General features: G+C 36.9%; 15 protein-coding genes and 4 tRNA genes. All 19 read left to right on the top strand.

Annotated elements, in window-relative coordinates:
- The first annotated feature begins 34 nt into the window (after positions 1-34).
- The 19 genes from AS180_RS10345 (at position 35) to AS180_RS10255 (ending at position 15,587) form a co-directional block, all read left to right on the top strand.
- The gene (locus tag AS180_RS10345) at positions 35-946 is read left to right on the top strand and encodes a mechanosensitive ion channel family protein (RefSeq protein ID WP_062686782.1); all 912 of its coding nucleotides are present in this window, start codon (positions 35-37) and stop codon (positions 944-946) included.
- Positions 943-1,140 carry a DUF951 domain-containing protein gene (locus tag AS180_RS10340; RefSeq protein WP_025907883.1) on the top strand — a complete coding sequence of 66 codons (198 nt, stop codon included), beginning with the start codon at positions 943-945 and terminating at the stop codon, positions 1,138-1,140. The genes AS180_RS10345 and AS180_RS10340 overlap by 4 nt, the downstream gene beginning before the upstream one ends.
- A gap of 138 nt (positions 1,141-1,278) precedes the next feature.
- Positions 1,279-2,379: a redox-regulated ATPase YchF gene (ychF, locus tag AS180_RS10335; protein WP_062686781.1), complete on the top strand. Its 1,101-nt coding sequence runs from the start codon at positions 1,279-1,281 to the stop codon at positions 2,377-2,379.
- A gap of 158 nt (positions 2,380-2,537) precedes the next feature.
- On the top strand, positions 2,538-2,825 hold the full coding sequence (gene rpsF, locus AS180_RS10330) for a 30S ribosomal protein S6 (protein ID WP_062686780.1): 288 nt from the start codon (positions 2,538-2,540) through the stop codon (positions 2,823-2,825).
- A gap of 44 nt (positions 2,826-2,869) precedes the next feature.
- Complete coding sequence (gene ssb / locus AS180_RS10325) at positions 2,870-3,370, top strand: single-stranded DNA-binding protein (protein WP_025907886.1); 501 nt, start codon at positions 2,870-2,872, stop codon at positions 3,368-3,370.
- Between the two features lie 61 nt (positions 3,371-3,431).
- Complete coding sequence (gene rpsR / locus AS180_RS10320) at positions 3,432-3,671, top strand: 30S ribosomal protein S18 (protein ID WP_013059913.1); 240 nt, start codon at positions 3,432-3,434, stop codon at positions 3,669-3,671.
- A gap of 135 nt (positions 3,672-3,806) precedes the next feature.
- On the top strand, positions 3,807-4,754 hold the full coding sequence (locus AS180_RS10315) for a YybS family protein (RefSeq protein WP_062686779.1): 948 nt from the start codon (positions 3,807-3,809) through the stop codon (positions 4,752-4,754).
- A gap of 38 nt (positions 4,755-4,792) precedes the next feature.
- Positions 4,793-6,766 (top strand): DHH family phosphoesterase, encoded by a 1,974-nt coding sequence (locus AS180_RS10310; RefSeq protein ID WP_061785681.1) that lies wholly within the window; start codon positions 4,793-4,795, stop codon positions 6,764-6,766.
- On the top strand, positions 6,763-7,212 hold the full coding sequence (rplI, locus tag AS180_RS10305; RefSeq protein ID WP_025907889.1) for a 50S ribosomal protein L9: 450 nt from the start codon (positions 6,763-6,765) through the stop codon (positions 7,210-7,212). The genes AS180_RS10310 and rplI overlap by 4 nt, the downstream gene beginning before the upstream one ends.
- Before the next feature lie 121 nt (positions 7,213-7,333).
- Entirely contained in the window at positions 7,334-8,698 is a 1,365-nt protein-coding gene (dnaB, locus tag AS180_RS10300) for a replicative DNA helicase (RefSeq protein WP_025907890.1), read from the top strand.
- A 186-nt stretch (positions 8,699-8,884) separates the two neighbouring features.
- A complete protein-coding gene (locus AS180_RS10295) occupies positions 8,885-10,171 on the top strand; it encodes an adenylosuccinate synthase (RefSeq protein ID WP_062686778.1) in 1,287 nt (428 codons plus the stop codon).
- Positions 10,172-10,316: 145 nt separating this feature from the next.
- Positions 10,317-10,389: transfer RNA gene (locus tag AS180_RS10290), tRNA-Lys, on the top strand.
- 17 nt (positions 10,390-10,406) lie between these two features.
- Positions 10,407-10,478 (top strand) — tRNA-Glu (locus AS180_RS10285).
- Between the two features lie 25 nt (positions 10,479-10,503).
- Positions 10,504-10,579 (top strand) — tRNA-Asp (locus AS180_RS10280).
- A gap of 9 nt (positions 10,580-10,588) precedes the next feature.
- Positions 10,589-10,661, top strand: a tRNA-Phe gene (locus AS180_RS10275).
- Positions 10,662-10,853: 192 nt separating this feature from the next.
- A complete protein-coding gene (yycF, locus tag AS180_RS10270) occupies positions 10,854-11,561 on the top strand; it encodes a response regulator YycF (protein WP_025907892.1) in 708 nt (235 codons plus the stop codon).
- A 9-nt stretch (positions 11,562-11,570) separates the two neighbouring features.
- The gene (gene walK / locus AS180_RS10265) at positions 11,571-13,466 is read left to right on the top strand and encodes a cell wall metabolism sensor histidine kinase WalK (protein ID WP_025907893.1); all 1,896 of its coding nucleotides are present in this window, start codon (positions 11,571-11,573) and stop codon (positions 13,464-13,466) included.
- Positions 13,457-14,821: a YycH family regulatory protein gene (locus AS180_RS10260; RefSeq protein WP_025907894.1), complete on the top strand. Its 1,365-nt coding sequence runs from the start codon at positions 13,457-13,459 to the stop codon at positions 14,819-14,821. The genes walK and AS180_RS10260 overlap by 10 nt, the downstream gene beginning before the upstream one ends.
- The gene (locus tag AS180_RS10255) at positions 14,808-15,587 is read left to right on the top strand and encodes a two-component system regulatory protein YycI (RefSeq protein ID WP_062686777.1); all 780 of its coding nucleotides are present in this window, start codon (positions 14,808-14,810) and stop codon (positions 15,585-15,587) included. The genes AS180_RS10260 and AS180_RS10255 overlap by 14 nt, the downstream gene beginning before the upstream one ends.
- Positions 15,588-15,591 lie beyond the last annotated feature (4 nt).

The raw sequence follows: 15,591 nt of genomic DNA, 5'->3' as shown, positions 1-15,591 counted from the left end.
TATTATGACAATCATGAGAATGGGAGCTTGCAACATGGAATCAATTCAAGCTTTTTTTAAAACAGCTTTTCAAACGTTCTTTAAAGAAGAAACGTGGGCTAACATAGGTATAGGTTTTATTAAAGTAGTACTCATTATTATTGTTTCAATGCTGTTAATTCGATTTGGGAAAATGTTTTTAAACAAAATGATAGAGGTTCGGACAAAGAGCCCACTGCGTATTTCAGAACGAAGAGAAGCAACGCTAGTACGTTTAATTCAAAATATATTTACGTATGCGGTGTACTTTATTGCGCTTGTCATGATTTTAGAAACGATGACAATCGAGGTAAAAGGACTATTAGCAGGAGCTGGAATCGTTGGTTTAGCAGTAGGATTTGGTGCTCAAAATCTAGTAAAGGATGTTATTACAGGCTTCTTTATTATATTTGAAGATCAGTTCTCTGTAGGAGATTATGTACGAATCGGTACATTTGAAGGCACCGTCGAAGAAATTGGTTTGCGGACAACTAAAATTAAAAGTTGGACAGGAGAAATTAATATCTTGCCTAATGGAAGTATTATAGAAGTGACAAACTTTTCGCTGCATAATAGTATCGCATTTGTGGATGTTAGTATCTCATATGAGGAAGATATTCAAAAAGCAGAAAAAATTATTCTGGAGTTATTAGAAGAATTACCTGGGAAATATGAAGATATGGTAAAAACACCAGAATTACTAGGAGTTCAAACAATGCAAGCAAATGAAGTTGTTATGCGTATTACGAGTGAAGTGAAGCCGATGAGACATTTTCACATTTCACGTATGATTCGTAAAGAAGTAAGAATGAGATTAAACGAATATGGTATTGAAGTTCCTTTTGCGAAGATGATTATGTATAATCGTGGTGAAGATCAAAAAAGTGTATTAAATCATCGAGAAAATCAAGGAGGTCACAGTAATTGAATCAAAAAGAATTTGGTTTAAATGACATTGTAGAAATGAAAAAGCCCCACCCTTGTGGAGAAAATAGATGGAAAATAATTCGAATGGGAATGGATGTTCGAATTAAATGCGAAGGTTGTGGTCATAGTGTCATGATTCCTCGTAAGGATTTTGCTCGAAAAATGAAAAAGATTTTAGTAAAGCATGAAGAATAACTGAAAAAGTAGTTCATATAAATGAAGGATTAGGACACGCTTTTCCAGTCAATAAAGCTTGTGTTTTCAAATGTGAATTACTATAATTGTGAAAGGTTAACTGGTTTTCGGTTATATAAAAGAGGAGTGAATAATCATATGGCTTTAACAGCTGGAATTGTTGGTCTTCCGAACGTTGGGAAATCAACTTTATTTAATGCAATTACACAAGCGGGAGCAGAATCTGCTAACTACCCTTTCTGTACAATTGATCCGAACGTTGGGATTGTAGAAGTTCCTGACGAGCGTTTAGATAAACTTACTGAGCTTGTAAAACCTAAAAAGACAGTTCCAACAACATTTGAATTTACAGATATTGCTGGAATTGTAAAAGGTGCGAGTAAAGGCGAAGGATTAGGAAATAAATTTTTATCTCACATTCGTGAAGTAGATGCGATTTGTCACGTAGTACGTTGTTTTGAAGACGAGAATATTACTCATGTTTCAGGGAAAGTAGATCCTATTTCAGATATTGAGACAATTAATTTAGAGTTAATTCTAGCTGATTTAGAAACGGTGGACAAGCGAATTGGTCGCGTTCAAAAGATGGCAAAGCAAAAAGATAAAGAAGCGATGTATGAGTATGAAATCTTAGAAAAGTTAAAAGAAGCTTTTGAAGCTGGACAACCTGCTCGCTCTGTTTCATTTACTGATGAGCAATTAAAGCTTGCTAAGCAGCTACACCTTTTAACAATTAAACCAATTCTGTATGTAGCGAACGTATCAGAAGATGAGGTAGCGGATGCATCATCAAATCAATATGTAGCGAAAGTACGTGAATACGCGAAAGAAGAAGGCGCAGAAGTAATTGTAGTTTGTGCTCGTATTGAATCTGAAATTGTTGAGCTTGAAGGTGAAGAAAAAGAAATGTTCCTTGAAGAGCTTGGAATTGAGCAATCAGGTTTAGACCAATTAATTCGTGCCACTTATGATTTATTAGGCCTTGCAACATACTTCACAGCTGGTGAGCAAGAAGTACGCGCATGGACATTCAAAACAGGCATGAAGGCACCTGAATGTGCTGGTATCATTCATACAGACTTTGAGCGTGGGTTCATCCGTGCTGAAACGGTATCTTATGAAGATTTACTAGCAGCTGGAACAATGGGAGCTGCACGTGAAGCGGGAAAAGTTCGTCTTGAAGGAAAAGAATACATCGTTAAAGATGGCGATGTTATGCACTTTAGATTTAACGTATAAAAAAGTACGGCTCTAGGCCGTGCTTTTTTTCTTTTGAATGAAACTCTTTTAATATCATTGCGTTTCGAAAGTTCACATGATATAATTTTAAATTGTGAGTAATATAATTATTGCTCCTTGCCCGTTTAGGGCCGTTAGACCAAAAGGAGGTGACAGTGATGAGAAAGTATGAAGTAATGTACATCATCCGTCCAAACATTGATGACGAAGCAAAAAAAGCATTAGTTGAACGCTTTAACAGTGTTTTAACTGACAATGGTGCAGAAGTTGCAAACGTTAAAGAATGGGGTAAACGTCGTTTAGCTTATGAAATCAACGATTTCCGCGATGGTTACTACATGATTCTTGACGTGGCAGCGACTTCAGAAGCAGTTTCTGAGTTTGATCGTCTTGCTAAGATCAACGAAGACATTATCCGTCATATCGTTGTTAAACAAGAAGCTTAATTTTTCGTTTAAATAAATAGTTTTTTCCTTAAGGAGTGGTTCTGATGATGAATCGCGTAATTCTCGTAGGACGCTTGACGAAAGATCCTGAATTACGTTATACCCCCAATGGAGCTGCAGTTGCAACATTCACGCTAGCAGTAAACCGCGCATTTACAAATCAACAGGGTGAACGTGAGGCGGACTTTATTAACTGTGTCGTATGGCGTCGTCCTGCTGAAAATGTAGCAAACTTTTTGAAAAAAGGTAGTTTAGCTGGTGTTGATGGACGTTTGCAATCTCGTAGTTATGAAGGACAAGACGGTCGTCGAGTTTATGTAACAGAGGTTGTGGCAGAAAGTGTGCAATTCTTAGAACCAAAAAGTGGTGGCGGGGATATGCAACGCAATAACTTTGCTAACACTGGTGGATCTGGACAAGGCTCTCCATTTGGAGATAATCAGAACCGTAACTCAGGTAATCAAGGTTATACTCGCGTTGATAATGATCCATTTGCAAATAATGGTGAAACAATCGACATCTCTGATGATGACTTACCATTCTAAAAAGTGATAAGTGCGAAGTATACAATCGGATAGAGTTTAAAAGGGAAGGAGGCGTATTTCAATGGCAGGTGGACGTAAAGGTGGACGTAACAGACGTCGTAAAGTTTGTTTCTTCACAGCAAACGGCATCACTCACATCGACTACAAAGATGTAGATATGCTTAAAAAATTCGTTTCAGAGCGTGGTAAAATTTTACCTCGTCGTGTAACTGGAACAAGCGCTAAGTACCAACGTAAATTAACGATCGCTATCAAACGCGCTCGTCAAATGGCATTATTACCATATGTTTCAGGTGAATAATGAATATAAAAAGAGACAGTGAGGACTTCCTTGCTGTCTCTTTTTACATCTAAATAGATAAACTGGTGAAATAGTTGCTTCTCTTGTATTGAATCGATACAATAAGTAATAGTTTATACAATACGAGGTGAAGTTGTGAAAGGGATTCGTTATATTACCGAAGGAGTAGCACTTTTAGCCCTTTTTGTAGCGCTGTTGTTGTTTCTCCTATACATACCGGTTATTGGTGGGTTTTTAACTCTTGCTCTTGCTGTACCGTTTATTGTTTATACAGTTAGACATGGTGTAAAAAGATCTATTCTGTTTTTTGTTGTATCTTTATTGTTAACATTATTATTTGGGACAGTTGTAACATTACCAGCAACAATGGTTTTTGGTATAAGCGGTATTGTAATTGGCTACTTGTATCAACGGAAAAAAGCGCGATACAGCGTGTTGTTAGGTGGAACCATTGCTTTTAGCCTTGCATTTTTGCTAATGTTTGTGCTATCAAGTTTGCTTATGAATGTTAACTTAATTAGTGAAATGAACAATGCGTTGAATCATTCAATTGATCAAAGCGTTGATATGATGAAAAGTTTAGGACAAACCGTTACAGATGAACAGGTTCAACAGTTGGAACAAACCATTACAACTTTTAAATATTTACTTCCGCTGTTTATTGTCATGTTGGGGGTTGTTTGTGCCTTCTTTTCTCAGTTAATCGCTGCATCTGTATTAAAGCGTTTGAAGCATGATATTGAATCATTTCCACCATTTCGTGAACTGCAATTACCTAAAAGTGTAATTTGGTACTATTTAATTGTATTAATTTTATCATTTCCTTCATTTAATTTTGAAGAGGGGTCATTTATGTTTATCGCCATCTTAAATTTAGCGATGGCCTTGCAAATGTTAGTCATGTTACAAGGATTTTCTTTTATCTTTTACTTTTCATATCAAAAAGGTTATTCGAAAGCAATTCCAGTGGTTGTAACAATTTTGGCATTTATTCTGCCGATTCTCCTTCAATTTGTACGTATCTTAGGTATAATTGATTTAGGATTTAATTTACGCAAGCGTATCGGGAATGTCGATAAATAAAAGTTAATGTGGAACTTAAAGATTAGGAGCTGAAACAGATGCCTGTCTTTACAAAGAAAAATATCATTCGTTATCCATTTTATTTACTGTACAGTATTGCTCTTATTTTAGTAGGAGTAGTGACATATCATAACTGGATGATTGGGGTAGGGGGATTTGTTCTTTTACTTATCACCTTGCTGCTATTTATTAAAATGGAGCGAATGTTAGTAGACGAGCTTGAAAAATATATCTCAATGATTTCTCACCGAGTAAAAAAGGTGGGAGAAGAGGCATTGATGGAGATGCCTATTGGGATTATGTTGTTTAATGATGAATATCAAATTCAATGGACTAACCCTTTCTTAGCTTCTTGTTTCGGTGAGGATTCATTAGTAGGACGTTCTTTATATGATGTAGCCGAAAGTGTTGTTCCGTTAATTAAACAAGAAGTTGAGACAGAAGTAGTCACTTTGCATGAAAGAAAATTTAAAGTAATTATCAAAAGAGAAGAACGTCTACTTTACTTTTTCGATGTTACAGAGCAGATTGAAATCGAAAAATTGTATGCTGATGAGAGAACCAGCATTGGTATTATTTTCTTAGATAACTATGATGAGCTTACACAAGGAATGGATGACCAAGTGAAAAGTAACTTGAATAGCCAAGTTACTTCTCTGCTTAATCATTGGGCTCAAGAATATGGTATCTTTATCAAGCGTACATCTTCTGAGAAGTTTATTGCAATCATGAATGAGCAAACGTTACTTCATCTTGAACGCAGTAAGTTTTCAATTTTAGATCAAGTGCGTGAAGAAACATCCAAACATAATATACCGCTTACACTAAGCGTGGGAATCGGCACCGGAACCTCTCCATTACCTGAATTAGGTGCATTAGCCCAATCCAGCCTTGATTTAGCATTAGGACGTGGTGGGGATCAGGTAGCGATTAAGCAACCAAATGGTAAAGTTAAGTTTTATGGTGGTAAAACAAATCCAATGGAAAAGCGTACGAGAGTACGTGCACGCGTCATTTCTCATGCCTTAAAAGAGCTTATCACGGAAAGTGGTCAGGTTATTATTATGGGTCATAAATATCCAGATATGGATGCGATAGGCGCTGCGATTGGTATTTTAAAAGTAGCACAAGTAAATCAAAAAGATGGATTTATCGTTTTAGATCCTCAACATATTGACACTGGTGTAAAGAGGCTTCTAGAAGAGATTAAGAAAAATCCGGATCTTTGGGAACGATTCATTACCCCTGATGAGGCGCTTAATCTGGTGAGTGACGATACGCTACTTGTCGTCGTCGATACTCATAAGCCTTCGCTTGTAATTGAAGAACGATTATTAAATCGGGTTGAAAACGTTGTTGTCATTGATCACCACAGACGAGGTGAGGACTTTATTGAAGATCCCTTACTCGTATATATGGAACCATATGCTTCCTCTACTGCAGAGCTAGTGACAGAGCTGTTAGAATATCAGCCTAAGCGTTTTAAAATCGATATGCTAGAAGCAACTGCTTTATTGGCAGGGATTATTGTAGATACGAAAAGTTTTACGCTTAGAACCGGTTCTCGAACGTTTGATGCTGCGTCCTTTTTAAGGTCTCAAGGGGCTGACACAGTCCTTGTTCAAAAATTCCTTAAAGAAGACATTAATCAATATGTGCAAAGAGCTCGTTTTATCGAGCATGCGGAAATTTATAAAGCAGGGATTGCTATCTCAAGAGCAGATGAAGCTGAAACGTATGATCAAGTGTTGATTGCACAAGCTGCTGATACGTTATTATCGATTAGCGGAGTTGTCGCTTCATTTGTTATTTCAAAAAGAAGAGATCAGCTTGTTGGAATCAGTGCTCGCTCGCTAGGTGATATCAACGTTCAGGTAATTATGGAAAGCTTGCAAGGCGGCGGTCATTTAACGAATGCAGCTACTCAGTTACAAAACATGACGTTAGATCAAGCAGAAGAGCTACTAAAACAAGCAATTGATGAATACTTGGATGGAGGGAAAAAATCATGAAAGTAATTTTCTTAAAAGATGTAAAAGGAAAAGGTAAAAAAGGAGAGGTTAAAAACGTAGCCGATGGTTATGCACATAACTTCTTATTGAAAAATGGATATGCTGTTGAAGCAACAGGTGGTAATGTAAAAGTATTAGATGCTCAAAAGAAAAAAGAGCAAAAAGAAGCTGCTCAAGAGCTAGAAAATTGTAAAGAGCTAAAGAACACGCTCGAATCTTTGACAGTAGAATTAAAAGCTAAATCAGGTGAAGGCGGCCGTTTATTTGGTTCTATTACAAGCAAGCAAATTGCAGAAGAGCTAAAGAAAAAGCATAATATCAAAATTGATAAGCGTAAAATTGAGCTAGACGATGCAATTCGTGCGCTTGGCTATACAAATGTACCTGTGAAATTACACCCAGAAGTAACGGCTACAGTTAAAGTTCATGTAACAGAACAAAACTAATGGTAAGCGAGATTAGTCTATAAATAGTAGGGTTAAAATAAGAATAAATCAAACGTTGGCGCGAAGAATTTCGCGCCAACATTTGCGATAATCGAAAAAACGATAGAGGGGCATAGAAACTATGAATGATCTTTTTGCTGATCGTCTACCGCCTCAAAATATCGAAGCTGAGCAGGCGGTATTAGGGGCAATTTTCCTAGAGCCATCTTCTTTAACATTAGCGTCTGAATTATTAATTCCAGAAGACTTTTATCGAGCAGCTCACCAAAAGATTTTTACGTGTATGCTAAAACTTTCAGATCAAGGTGAACCAGTTGACTTAGTTACGGTTACATCAGATTTAGCAAATCAAAAAATCTTAGAAGAAATAGGTGGAGTGGCGTATCTAAGTGATTTAGCTAATTCCGTACCAACAGCTGCTAACATTGAATATTATGCGAAAATTGTAGAGGAAAAATCTATTCTTCGCAGGCTTATTCGAACGGCTACTGATATTGCTTCAGAAGGTTATGCGAGAGAAGATGAAGTCGAAGTCTTATTAAATGAAGCGGAAAAAAATATTTTAGAAGTAGCACAGCGTAAAAATACGGGCGTGTTTCAAAATATTAAAGATGTTTTGGTGCAAACTTATGACAACATCGAAGTTCTTCACAATCGTAAAGGTGATATTACAGGCATTCCAACAGGATTTACGGATTTAGATCATATGACTGCTGGATTCCAGCGAAATGACCTAATTATTGTTGCTGCACGTCCATCAGTAGGTAAAACAGCGTTTGCATTGAATATCGCACAAAACGTAGCAACCAAGACAGATGAAAATGTAGCGATTTTCAGTTTGGAGATGGGAGCGGAGCAGCTTGTCATGAGGATGCTTTGTGCTGAAGGTAATATTGATGCACAAAGGCTAAGAACAGGATCCTTAACATCAGAGGATTGGGGAAAGCTAACCATGGCGATGGGTTCTTTATCTAATGCTGGTATTTATATAGATGATACGCCAGGTGTACGCGTAGGAGAAATCCGTTCAAAATGTAGACGTCTGAAGCAAGAAGGCGGTCTAGGAATGATTTTAATTGATTATCTACAGTTAATTCAAGGGAACGGTCGAAGCGGCGAGAATCGTCAACAAGAAGTATCAGAGATCTCTCGCTCGTTAAAAGCATTAGCACGTGAACTTCAGGTTCCTGTTATTGCATTATCTCAGCTTTCCCGTGGGGTTGAGCAACGTCAAGATAAAAGGCCAATGATGTCCGATATTCGTGAATCAGGGAGTATCGAACAAGATGCCGATATTGTAGCCTTTTTATATCGTGAAGACTACTATGAGAAAGATACTGAAAATCAGAACATCATTGAAATCATTATTGCTAAGCAGCGTAACGGTCCAGTTGGAACGGTTCAGTTAGCTTTTGTGAAGGAATATAATAAGTTCGTAAACTTAGAAAGACGCTTTGATGATTCGGGTGTACCACCAGGTGCATAAACCTCTCAATCCGAGAGGTTTTTTTGTTTATATTAGTATATGTTCGGTAAAAAGCAGTATATTATCTTTGATTTAGATTAAATAGTTCGGATTTACATTGACTTTACTATAATAAATTGATACACTTATTTACGGTTAAATTATGTCGTAGTAGGCTGTTGCTTACTAAGCGGAGGTGCTTAAGATATGTCTTCAGTTGTTGTAGTAGGAACACAATGGGGAGATGAAGGAAAAGGGAAGATTACAGACTTTCTATCAGAAAATGCAGAAGTAATTGCACGTTACCAAGGTGGAAACAATGCTGGTCATACGATTAAGTTTAATGGTGAAACGTACAAATTACATTTAATTCCTTCAGGGATTTTTTACGATGATAAAATTTGTGTAATTGGAAATGGTATGGTTGTAGATCCAAAAGCACTTGTTCAAGAATTAAAATATTTACACGATCGTAATGTAACAACAGATAACTTACGTATTAGTAACCGTGCGCATGTTATTTTACCTTACCACTTAAAATTAGATGAGGTAGAAGAAGAGCGTAAAGGCGATAATAAAATTGGAACAACAAAAAAAGGAATTGGTCCAGCATATATGGATAAAGCTGCACGTGTAGGTATCCGTATTGCAGATTTATTAGACCGTGAAGTGTTTGAAGCAAAATTAACACAAAACTTAGCTGAAAAAAATCGTCTTCTTGAAAGAATGTATGAAGTAGAAGGCTTTAAATTAGAAGATATCTTAGATGAATACTACGAATATGGTCAGCAGATAGCAAAATTTGTTGTTGATACATCCGTTGTATTAAATGATGCTCTAGACGAAGGTCGTCGCGTATTATTTGAAGGTGCACAAGGTGTTATGTTAGATATCGATCAAGGAACATATCCGTTTGTAACATCTTCTAACCCTGTTGCTGGTGGTGTAACAATCGGTTCAGGTGTAGGGCCTTCAAAAATCAAGCACGTAGTAGGTGTTTCAAAAGCATACACAACTCGTGTTGGTGACGGTCCATTCCCAACAGAACTAACAAACGAAATTGGTGATCAAATTCGTGAAGTAGGTCGTGAATACGGAACAACAACGGGTCGTCCACGTCGCGTTGGTTGGTTTGACAGCGTAGTTGTTCGTCACGCACGTCGCGTAAGTGGTATTACAGATTTATCATTAAACTCAATCGATGTTTTAACAGGAATTGAAAAATTGAAAATCTGTGTAGCATATCGCTATGAAGGTAAAATTGTTGAGGAATTCCCAGCTAGCTTAAACGTTTTAGCTAAATGTGAACCTGTTTATGAAGAGCTTCCAGGTTGGACGGAAGATATTACAGGTGTGAAATCTTTAGATGAATTACCTGAGAACGCACGTCATTACTTAGAGCGTGTTTCACAATTAACTGGTATTCCATTATCTATTTTCTCAGTGGGACCAGATCGCAAACAAACAAACGTATTACGCGGAGTTTATAGCTAATACTTTTAAAAAAACCAACGTTTAGTTTTTTAAACGTTGGTTTTTTATATTGAATTCATTTTTTAAAAATATTCTTCTGAAAAAACTATTGCATTCAGTGTTTAAATCATGTTATTATATTACATGTCGCTGATATTCATAGTATGAGCCATTAGCTCAGTTGGTAGAGCATCTGACTTTTAATCAGAGGGTCGAAGGTTCGAGTCCTTCATGGCTCACTTTTGTTACTTACTATGGCCCGTTGGTCAAGCGGTTAAGACACCGCCCTTTCACGGCGGTAACACGGGTTCGAATCCCGTACGGGTCATTTTTATTACATATTATAAGCTGAGGGTCCCGTGGTGTAGCGGTTAACATGCCTGCCTGTCACGCAGGAGATCGCGGGTTCGATTCCCGTCGGGACCGCCATTTGATAATGGCTCGGTAGCTCAGTTGGTAGAGCAAAGGACTGAAAATCCTTGTGTCGGCGGTTCGATTCCGTCCCGAGCCATAAAAAGCATGACTTTTAAAAGTCATGCTTTTTTGTTTGTATATGGTTGAAAATTAATGAGGTTATTGTATAGTAGAGGATGAATTTGTGACGATTACTATGTTATGAAGTATAATACAATTAGTGTATTCAAACATTATGAATACTTACTTTCCTATTTTTGTTCGAAATGATAAAAGGAGAACGATGATCATGGATAAACGTATTTTAGTAGTAGATGACGAAAAACCAATTGCAGATATTTTGAAATTTAATCTGCAAAAAGAAGGTTACGAAGTGTTTTGTGCTTATGATGGTGTAGAAGCACTTGAAAAAGTTGAAGAAGTACAACCAGAAATGATTCTGTTAGATATTATGCTGCCACAAAAGGACGGCATGGAAGTCTGTCGAGAAGTTCGAAAAAAGTATGATATGCCAATTATTATGCTGACAGCTAAAGACTCTGAAATCGATAAAGTGCTTGGTCTTGAGTTAGGTGCAGATGATTATGTAACAAAGCCTTTCAGTACGAGAGAGCTATTGGCGCGAGTAAAAGCGAATTTAAGAAGACATCAACAGATTTCAAATAGTGTTGAAGAAGAAGAGAGTAATGAGATAACAATCGGTGCACTTGTCATTCATCCAGATGCTTATATTGTTTCAAAGCGTGGAGAAACAATTGAATTAACACATCGTGAGTTTGAATTGCTGCATTACTTGGCGAAACATATTGGACAAGTCATGACGCGGGAGCATTTGTTACAGACAGTATGGGGATATGACTACTTTGGTGATGTTCGAACAGTTGACGTTACGGTTCGAAGATTGCGTGAGAAAATTGAAGATAACCCAAGCCATCCAATGTGGATTGTAACAAGACGTGGGGTAGGTTATTATTTGCGTAGTCCAGAACAGGAGTAACGCTATATTATGAAGAAAGTCCGTTTTTTTCAGTCCATTCATTTGAAGTTTGTGCTAATTTATGTATTGCTTATTTTAATTGCAATGCAAATTATTGGTGTCTACTTTGTACGTCAGTTAGAAAAAGAACTTGTTAATAACTTTACAAACTCATTAACGGAACGTGTAGGTCTACTTGCTTATAATATTGAACAAGAGCTAGAAAAAACACGTAATGATACTTCCCCTACGTTAGAAGAAGATTTAGAAGTAGTATTGAGAGATTTTGCTTCTATGCAGGGAATTTCCTCTAAAGACATATTAGAGGTACGCGTTATCGATCCGAATCGACGTATTATAGGGACATCAAACCCAAACCCTGAACAAATAGTAGGGAAAAAAATAAATGACTTAGCCGTTACGAATGCCCTTTTAGCAGGAACATCTTCTAATAAAGTATATCGTAAAAGCGGTGACAGAATTAGAGTATTGACGGTTCCTATTCGTCTGCAGGATGATGTGGGAGGAAATGCTTCTACAAATCCAAATAATCGAGAAAGCTTACAGTCAGAACAAGAGATACTAGGTGCTGTTTATTTAATTGCGACGATGGAACCGGTCTATGAGCAAATGAGGAAAATTAATAGTATCTTTGCTTCTGGTACGGTTATATCGTTAGTTATTACTGCCCTTTTAGGTGTTTTTCTGGCTCAGACGATTACGCGACCAATGTCTGAAATGCGTAAGCAGGCATTAGAAATGGCTAAAGGAAACTTTTCAAGAAAAGCAAAGGTCTATGGTTATGACGAGATAGGGCAACTTGCTTTAACGTTTAACAATTTGACAAGAAAGCTTCAAGAGGCACAAGCTACTACTGAGGGAGAGCGACGTAAGCTCAGCTCCGTACTTGCTCATATGACAGATGGCGTTATTGCTACTGACCGAAAAGGTAGAGTAATCTTAATTAATGACCCAGCTGCGTCAATGTTAAACGTTTCACGTGAAACAGTATTGTCAGAGCCAATTGTGACGCTTTTAGGTTTAGATGAAACACATACATTCGAAAGCCTATTGGCTAATCAAGATTCACTTATTCTTGATTTTAGTACGAAAACAGAGCCGTTTATTTTACGAGCAACTGTTTCAGCTATTCAAAAGGAAACGGGTTTTATCAACGGAATCATTATCGTCTTGCACGACATTACAGAGCAGGAGAAAATTGATCAGGATCGCCGAGAGTTTGTAGCAAACGTCTCTCATGAGCTTAGAACACCATTGACAACAATGCGAAGCTATTTGGACGCTTTAGCAGAAGGCGCATGGCAGGATAAAGAGATAGCACCAAGTTTTTTACATGTTACCCAAACAGAAACAGAGCGTATGATTCGATTAGTCAATGACTTGTTACAACTATCTAAGTTAGATAGCGAAGACTATCGCTTTAGTCGAGACCCGGTTAACTTTGTAAAGTTTTATCATTACATCATTGATCGCTTTGAAATGACTATTGAACAAGGAATTACGTTTGTTAGAGAGCTTCCAGATGAAGCCATCTATGTAGCAGTTGATCAAGATAAAATTACACAAGTATTAGACAATATTATTTCAAATGCAATTAAGTATTCACCAGAAGGTGGAACAATTACATTTTCTATTGAACAACACACGCATGAAATTGTGGTAAGTATTAAAGACCAAGGTATGGGAATACCAAAATCAAATCTGTCCAAAATCTTTGAACGCTTTTATCGTGTGGATAAAGCAAGAACTCGCAAACTAGGAGGGACAGGTTTAGGTTTGGCTATTGCAAAAGAAATTATTGAAGCTCACGATGGTCGAATATGGGCAGAAAGTAAAGAAGGGGTTGGGACATCTATTTACTTCACACTTCCAATTGAAAGTGAGAATGATGAAGAATGGGAATGAGATATGAAAATATAAAAACCGTTGTGCTAGTTATTTTGGTGGTTTTAAGCTTATTCCTCACTTGGAATTTATGGTCCTATCAATCCCCTTCTGATTTAAATACTGAAACCCAAAACCTTCAAGAAGCTGAGGTAGGTGGAAAGAGTGAACTAGAGGATTATATACGTCCTACAAAGGTACTCTATCACCAAAGTGGTAGTCACTATTTATCACATGAAGAAAAGAGAATAGACTCATGGTTACAAGAAATGAGAACGTGGAAATTAGGGGATATTACAGACGTTTCGAGTGCTATTGAGCCTAGTGGCTTTTTAAATTATGTCCATGATAATAACTCTGTGGAAATTGTATATCCAGACCTAATACCAGTTGAAACCTTTCAGCAAATGTTTAGCTTTACGACGGATAAATTGCCAAGGGTAGATTTTGATCGTGTAGTCATAAAGATAAAAAAGACCCCTAATTTATCTGTAAATATGTATTTGGTGAACTATAGCCAACAAAAAGTGTATGCGGTGAAAATTAGTAATGTAGTCAAGAACGATGTGCAGAAATTAGCGGATGCAGGAACATCAGCAGAGCGTTGTCTGGTTTATAAAAAGAATGAGAATCGCTATATCTTCATACCAGCTCAGACTTCTCACATGCATAAACTGTATGCATATGAAGCACCTTTAGATATTCGTAAGTTTCAAAATGCGCTGTTTACAAATCCAAGTTATGCTCGTACAGAAAGCTTAGCATATAGAGAATTATATACAGAAGGAACCAAAGTTATTAATGTAAATACCAGGACAAACGTCATGGAGTATGTAAACTTGGTGAATTCGAATACGGAATCAAATGATGACGCAAATTTATTAAATCGTAGCTTTAGCTTTGTTAATGATCATGCCGGATGGACAGAGCCAGATTACCGTTTTGATAGTTGGAATCGTGTAACAAAAGAGATTACATACCGGTATTATCATGATAATCACCCTGTATACAGCAATCAGGGCATGACAGAAATCTATCAAAGATGGGGCAATGCTGAGGTCTTAAATTATCGTCGACCTTTGTATCGATTTGTTCAAGTATCCTTACCTGAAATGAAAGTACAGTTACAGTCTCCTCAAGAAGTAATTGAAATGATTGAGAAGCATCAGGATTTTGATCCTTCTCTGTTAAATGATATATCAATTGGATATCAGCTTGAGGAAGGTATTGGGGATAATCAGCAGCAAGATACGGATAAAACAGAGTATGATTCAAACTCGGTTACATTGGTTCCTTCTTGGTTTTACTACTATAATAATAAGTGGTACCGAGTTACGTTACCTGATGAAGGAGGCGTAAACGGTGGATTGGAATAAAACGAAATCGATTTTTATCGTAACGTTTCTGGTTTTAGATCTGTTTTTAATTTATCAATTCATGAAAAAGCATGATCAAGACCAGTATTCGTTATTTGTTGAATCAAGCATTGAAGATCAATTAGCAGCAGAAGGAATAATGTATACGGAGCTACCTAAGAGTGAAAAAAAAGCATCTTCATTAAATGCAAACAGTAAAAGGTTTAGTGAGAATGACTTGAAGAAGCTTAAAAAACAAAAAGCAAAATTAATTGATGAAAAAACAATTGAAAGTACGTTAGATAAACCAATTCCTGTTCCAGCAAAGAATAAAACATCAAAGTTAAATCAGTTCTTACAAGACTATGTTCTTTCCGGAAATGCATATACGCTGTGGAAAATTAACGAAGATAAAAATACGATTACATTTTACCAACAGTATAAAAATAAAGTTATTTATGATAACGAAAATGGCATTGTCATTGCTCATTTGAATGATAAGAATGAAATTACTTCTTACGAGCAGACGTTTATGGAAAATATCGAGCCTTTAGATGATGAACAAGAGGTTCTTGCCCCAATTAAAGTCCTTGAAAATCTGTATTTGAAAGAAGAATTAACCGAAAAAAGCACGGTAACAAAAGTAGAGTTAGGTTATTATACCTTCGATTTACCTCTGCCAAGCTCCCAGGTTCTTGCGCCTACTTGGCACGTTGTCGTAGATGAAGATGTTGACTATTTTGTAAATGCTTTTGAAGGACAAATCATCCAAAAAAGCTTGAAATAGTATA

The sequence above is a fragment of the Priestia veravalensis genome (genome assembly GCF_001457055.1).
Taxonomy (GTDB): Bacteria; Bacillota; Bacilli; order Bacillales; family Bacillaceae_H; genus Priestia; species Priestia flexa.
Note: the sequence above shows the minus strand (reverse complement) of the source record. Positions and strands in the feature narration are given on the sequence as shown.

Bases quoted from the DNA above. Each gene is read 5' to 3' on its own strand.
- dnaB (WP_025907890.1), top strand. From the start codon at position 7,334: ATGAATGATCTTTTTGCTGATCGTCTACCGCCTCAAAATATCGAAGCT.
- ychF (WP_062686781.1), top strand. From the start codon at position 1,279: ATGGCTTTAACAGCTGGAATTGTTGGTCTTCCGAACGTTGGGAAATCA.
- rplI (WP_025907889.1), top strand. From the start codon at position 6,763: ATGAAAGTAATTTTCTTAAAAGATGTAAAAGGAAAAGGTAAAAAAGGA.
- AS180_RS10295 (WP_062686778.1), top strand. From the start codon at position 8,885: ATGTCTTCAGTTGTTGTAGTAGGAACACAATGGGGAGATGAAGGAAAA.
- ssb (WP_025907886.1), top strand. From the start codon at position 2,870: ATGATGAATCGCGTAATTCTCGTAGGACGCTTGACGAAAGATCCTGAA.
- AS180_RS10260 (WP_025907894.1), top strand. From the start codon at position 13,457: ATGGGAATGAGATATGAAAATATAAAAACCGTTGTGCTAGTTATTTTG.
- AS180_RS10345 (WP_062686782.1), top strand. From the start codon at position 35: ATGGAATCAATTCAAGCTTTTTTTAAAACAGCTTTTCAAACGTTCTTT.
- yycF (WP_025907892.1), top strand. From the start codon at position 10,854: ATGGATAAACGTATTTTAGTAGTAGATGACGAAAAACCAATTGCAGAT.
- AS180_RS10310 (WP_061785681.1), top strand. From the start codon at position 4,793: ATGCCTGTCTTTACAAAGAAAAATATCATTCGTTATCCATTTTATTTA.
- rpsR (WP_013059913.1), top strand. From the start codon at position 3,432: ATGGCAGGTGGACGTAAAGGTGGACGTAACAGACGTCGTAAAGTTTGT.
- rpsF (WP_062686780.1), top strand. From the start codon at position 2,538: ATGAGAAAGTATGAAGTAATGTACATCATCCGTCCAAACATTGATGAC.
- walK (WP_025907893.1), top strand. From the start codon at position 11,571: ATGAAGAAAGTCCGTTTTTTTCAGTCCATTCATTTGAAGTTTGTGCTA.